This window comes from Tabrizicola sp. (genome assembly GCF_031377265.1).
Lineage (GTDB): Bacteria > Pseudomonadota > Alphaproteobacteria > Rhodobacterales > Rhodobacteraceae > JAUYQR01.
The window spans coordinates 1-5,095 of the sequence record NZ_JANMET010000295.1 but is presented as its reverse complement, the minus strand read 5'-3'; the positions used below and the strand labels follow the sequence as shown (position 1 = coordinate 5,095).

General features: G+C 60.0%; 6 protein-coding genes. 3 read left to right on the top strand and 3 right to left on the bottom strand.

What is annotated here, in order from left to right:
- Both RMO18_RS16360 and RMO18_RS16355 read right to left on the bottom strand, forming a co-directional pair.
- The coding region (locus RMO18_RS16360) for a CPBP family intramembrane glutamic endopeptidase (protein ID WP_309667337.1) at positions 1 to 622 on the bottom strand (622 nt) is incomplete at its 3' end.
- Positions 623 to 1,381: 759 nt separating this feature from the next.
- Entirely contained in the window at positions 1,382 to 2,275 is an 894-nt protein-coding gene (locus RMO18_RS16355) for a LysR family transcriptional regulator (protein WP_309667336.1), read from the bottom strand.
- Positions 2,276 to 2,473: 198 nt separating this feature from the next.
- Here RMO18_RS16355 and RMO18_RS16350 point away from each other — a divergent pair, with 198 nt between their 5' ends.
- From RMO18_RS16350 to RMO18_RS16340, 3 genes are all read left to right on the top strand, one after another.
- Positions 2,474 to 3,337 (top strand): class I SAM-dependent methyltransferase, encoded by an 864-nt coding sequence (locus RMO18_RS16350; RefSeq protein ID WP_309667335.1) that lies wholly within the window; start codon positions 2,474 to 2,476, stop codon positions 3,335 to 3,337.
- Positions 3,337 to 4,032, top strand: a complete 696-nt coding sequence (locus RMO18_RS16345) for a TVP38/TMEM64 family protein (protein ID WP_309667334.1) — start codon at positions 3,337 to 3,339, stop codon at positions 4,030 to 4,032. Before RMO18_RS16350 ends, RMO18_RS16345 begins: the two co-directional genes overlap by 1 nt.
- Positions 4,033 to 4,098: 66 nt before the next feature.
- Positions 4,099 to 4,710, top strand: a complete 612-nt coding sequence (locus tag RMO18_RS16340; protein ID WP_309667332.1) for a GNAT family protein — start codon at positions 4,099 to 4,101, stop codon at positions 4,708 to 4,710.
- A 258-nt stretch (positions 4,711 to 4,968) separates the two neighbouring features.
- On the opposite strand, the gene RMO18_RS16335 is transcribed toward RMO18_RS16340, so the two are convergent.
- Positions 4,969 to 5,082, bottom strand: coding sequence for a helix-turn-helix transcriptional regulator (locus tag RMO18_RS16335; RefSeq protein WP_309667338.1), 114 nt, complete (start codon positions 5,080 to 5,082; stop codon positions 4,969 to 4,971).
- Between the last annotated feature and the right edge of the window lie 13 nt (positions 5,083 to 5,095).

Here is a 5,095-nt window from a genome sequence, read left to right as displayed (position 1 = left end):
CGATCGCCGTGACCCCGATGAGAAACGGCAGGACGGCCCAGGCAGATTGCGGCGTATCGCCGACAAAAAACGCCGGGAGGTGCCAAAATGCCCAGACGAACCCCACAATCACCCCAGCCCAGACCGGTGCCGTCAATCGCTGCATGAGCGGCAGAGCCACCCCACGCCAGCCGAACTCCTCCACTGGCCCAAGAAACAGCATGAAGATCGACATCGAAAGGATTTCTCCGAACGGGCTCAGATTGAGAAGGCCGGTGATCGGCGTTCCGTTCAAAAGTGCGCCGGTCATCTTCAGTGCCGGAAGGGCAAGCAGCACGAAAGCCCACCAGGCCAACGGCACCGACGCATCGAACAGCCTTCCGAAGAACCGGCGCAATCCTGACAAGCCGGTCGTGATGACGACCAGCAGCATCCCGACCAGACCGGGCGACCATGTCATGATCAGATAGAGCGGGTTCGTCACGCTCAACTCGCCAAAAATGGCAGTGATCTGGTCGGGGAAGACCACGAAGGCGGCAGCCAGACCCCAGGTCAGGGCGAAGGTGAGCACGAAGAACGGGGCAAGGTGCCCGACACCAAGGTCGCGCGTGCCAGCCGGAGTCCGCGTCGATTGAATTGCCATGACAGTGGCCCCTTTTTTGTTGCAGAAAGTAGGCAGGCGCTGCAGTGCCGGACGCGCGCCTTAGCGGGAGTCGCCCAACAAATCCAAGTTTCTGCCCCATTCTAGGGCGGGCTAACGGGACAACGCATTGCGCGAGATCAAGTGCCTGCTGCAACCAAGGTTGTAAGGCGACCAAACTGGTAACGCCGAAGCGGGCAACAGGTGCGGCGGTCAGTGACAGGAATGCTGGTACGAATGAGGATTTCTGACACGGAATGCCAAGCAAACGGCTATTTCATGGATGCGTTGCCTTTTCTGTATGACGAGTTCGCCATGGCTTTGTCGGACTTCTGGTGCTCCGTTGCAAAATGCGCGTTTCCGCAGCAAGCGATGAACGGGGCACCATTTTCGGCGGATCGGATCGACTTTCTCGTCAGATCATCGGATTGGCGGCATGACTGAAAACGTTATGCGCATTTGGCCTGGAGTGCTTAACGCCGCGGGAGTGGAGATTCGGACACCGGTTTCGATTGGCGGCAACGTCCGCAGAGCCGGCATAGAACCGCCAATTTCTCTAGACCAACTACGAACGCCGGGTTCGGTGAAGCTGCACCGCGGCATGCCGCCGTTGCTGAGCGGCCGATAAGGGTCGTGATTGAACGACCTGCGCCCTAACTTAGCCTCAGCAGCGATAGAGGCGCACCTGATGCGAGCAATTTAGCAAACCGCAGTCTTCGCATCCCAACCGGCAATAGTCTTCGACGCTGGCGGCTCTCTACTTCACCCGGTAAGGATTGGTCGCAAAGCGTCGCTTTCCTTCAGGACGAAATCAAAGAAGGCCGAGATGCGGGCGGTGTGGCGCTGGTCCGGGTGGGTCAGGATGCGCCAGGCGCGGGTCAATTCGGTGACCGGGCCGATGATCCGGATCAGGTCTGGTTCAGCGTCACCCAATGACATCGGCAGGGGTGCGACCCCGACACCCGCTTTTGCCGCATAGATCAGGCCAAGCACGCTGGTGTTGCGTGCGGCGTAGGTCGCGTCAGGTGCCACTTCCTTGAACCACGATACTGTGCGGTGTTTGGCCATGCTTTCTTCAAACGCGATCAAGGGGTGGCGCGCCAGATCAGCGATCGTGGCGGGCGCTCCGTGCCGTTCGACATATTGGCGGCTGGCATAGATTGCCCAAAGGCTGTCGGCGATCTTGCGTCCGACCAGGATACTGTCTTCGGTGTCACCCGACCGCAGGGCAACGTCCGCCTCGCCCTTTGCCAGATCGACGTACTGGTCGCTGAGCACAAACTCGACCTTCAGGTTGGGGTGGGCTGCGTGAAAACGGTCAAGGATACCAGATTGCGTCAGGCGAAATGCAATGGGTTCAGGGCACGTCAGGCGGATAATCCCGATAGACGCCCGGCCCAGATCACGTACCGCCTGTGCGAATACCTCAGCCTGCGCGGCAACACCTTCGGCATAGGGCAGGAGGGCGGTGCCGAGTTCGGTCAGCCGGTAGCCGGACGGCAGCCGCTCAACCAGCCTTTGACCCAACTGCGATTCAAGGTCAGCCAATCTGCGTTGAACGGTTGATTGGTTCACCCCAAGCGAACGCGCCGCAGCCAGCGTGCTGCCTTCGCGGGCGACTGCGAGAAAGACCTTAAGATCGTTCCAGTCAAACATGTTCAGCCCCCGCAAATCTGCGGCCCCCTTCTGCAAATCTGCGACTGTCCGCGCGTTTCAATCAAGCGTAATCTTTCAGACAGGCGAAAGGGCGCGCCGATCCCCGCCCCAACCCATTCAAAGCAGCAAACGTGACCGCGCGACGGAATGCCTCCGTTTGGGCCGTTGTCCGCTTGTGCCCAAAGAGGAGCCCGCCAGATGACACTCAATACGATGACAGTTGGTGATGCATTCAAGCAAGACATGCGCGTGCAATGGGATGCTGCTGCGGCCGGTTGGGATCGGCACGGGTCCGAGATCCGCGACTGGCTACGGATGCCGACCGATGCCATGCTTGAAATGGCGGGCATCCGCGAGGGGCAAACCGTGCTGGACGTTGCCGCCGGTGCGGGTGATCAGACACTGGATCTTGCGGCGCGGGTCGGTGTGCAGGGTGCGGTTGTGGCGACAGACATATCGGCGGGCATCCTTGCCTATGCGCTTGGCAATGCCATCCGGGCCGGGCACCACAATGTGCGGATCCATGAGGCGGATGCCGAAGACTTGAACCTCGGCGATGCAATGTTCGATGCCGCCGTGTGCCGTCTGGGCCTGATGTTTCTGCCAGATCCTTTGACGGGCATATCGCAAGTTTACCGCGTCCTTAAACCCGGCGCGCGGTTTTGCAGCATCGTCTTTGCGGGACCGGACATGAACCCCTGCCTGCGTATCCTGATGTCCACGGCCCTGCGTCATGCAGGGTTACCGCCGCGCGATCCGTTCCAGCCCGGCGGGTTGGTCAGCCTTGGCAAGCCCGGATTGATGGATGATCTGTTTCAACGCGCCGGTTTCCGCGCCGTCGCGACCACGAGGATGGAAGCGCCATTCCGGATGCCGACGACAGAACACTACCTCGCCTTCATCCGTGAGTCAGCGGGGCCGATCCTTCAGATATTGGCACCGCTTGATGACGCTGCCCGCACTGCAGCCTGGGCCGACATCGCAGCGCAACTGGACGTGTACCAGACCGACACCGGCTGGATCGGGCCGAATGCGCTGCTGTTGACCACGGGCCAACGGTGATGGCTGCTGCCATGCAAAGCTCTGATCGGAAGCCGGTTGTGTCAAAGCGCGTTGTCCTTGCCGCCTGTCTGACCATCGCGGTCGCTGCCGGATTGACCCTGTCCCTTCAGATGGTTGACCAACCCACCTTTAGCGAGGCATGGGTGCGCGGTCTGGTTGGCGACCTTGGCGTGTTCGGTCCGTTGGCGCTGATCGGCCTCATGGTGCTGGCGATTGTCGTAAGCCCGATCCCCAGCGGTCCCATTGCGGTGGCAGGCGGGGCGCTTTACGGAACGCTTTGGGGTGGAGCCATCACCGTTGCCGGGGCGCTGCTGGGGGCATTGATTGCCTTCGGATCGGCCCGTTACCTTGGCGCTGACTGGGTGCGCCAATCACAAAATCCTGTCCTGCGCTACATCGCGCGGCCGCGGTCGCAGTTCGCACTGATGCTGATTGTTTTTGCCTCGCGCCTGATTCCGTTCATCTCGTTTGATCTGGTCAGCTATGGCGCGGGCATCACTTGCCTTACCTTTGGCCGGTTTGCACTGGCCACCGCCCTGGGCGTTATTCCGATCTGCTTTGCGCTGGCCGCAATGGGGGCGGGGATGGCCAATGGTGGCGCAAACTGGATGTGGATCGTCGGACTGGGGGGCGCAGTCACCCTGACGCCGATCATCGGCAAATGGATTTGGGACAAGACACACACGCGACACTAGCATCAGTCACAATCGGCCCAGATGCCAAGGCAGGGAACACGGGGTCGGACAAGAATTGGAGGCGCGATGGCAGAAGTTGCCGATCAGGATACCACGCGCCGCGCCATGATTCTGACTGGCGAGCGCGTGGGTCTGTCAGTCATGCAAACGCAAGACGTGCCGACGATTGCGCTGTGGAATCAGAATCTGGACTTCACCGCAAGACTGGGCGTTCCTGGCGAGGCGCATACGCTTGAGGCGCGCCAGGATTTCTACGAACGGAATTCGCGTATCACGGATAGCAGCGCGGAGTTTTCCATAATTGCCTTGGACACGGGTCAATTGGTCGGCTTTGGTGGATTGTTCGACATCACCCGCGCAATGACAGCCACCATGTTTGTTGGTATCGGTGATCGCGATCAGCGAAAAAAGGGATTCGGCACCGAAGCTAGTCGGTTGATCTGCGAATATGGGTTTTTCTTTCGCAGCTTGCACAGCATCAAAGTGGAAGTTCATGAATACAATGCAGAAGCAAGACGCCTGTACGAGCGTCTCGGCTTCAAGATTGTCGGACGGTTGCGCGGTGCCAATCTGCTGAACAACCGTCGATACGACGAAGTCATCATGGACCTGCTGCACAGCGACCTTGAGCTGAAACACGTGGGTCGCTTTCAGAGCCTCGAAAACAATGATGGTTGATTGTTGGTCATGTCACCGACCCGGGCGCGCGTTTCCCTTCAGATCGCGTTAAGCCCGATTGCAACATTGCACCCGGTCTGTCGTAGCATCCCACATCATCCTGCTATCCCCGAAAACGAACGTTGCTGACCAGTTGCCGGCGATTTCCGCAGCGTGGACCAGCCTCGTGGCGTTTTTCTGCTATTTGCATAAACGGCAGCTTCGAGCGGCTGCAACGCAGGCTTGGGGATGTCGGCGAGCGGCGGCACTGTGCCGCCCTCAGCCAGCGAGATCATCCACCGCCACACCAAGTGCGCCGGCGAGCTTTCGAAGCGTCGCGACTGAGCCCTGCTTCCGCCCTGTCTCGATCTCGGCCACGGTGACACGGTTCACTCCAGAGCGTTGC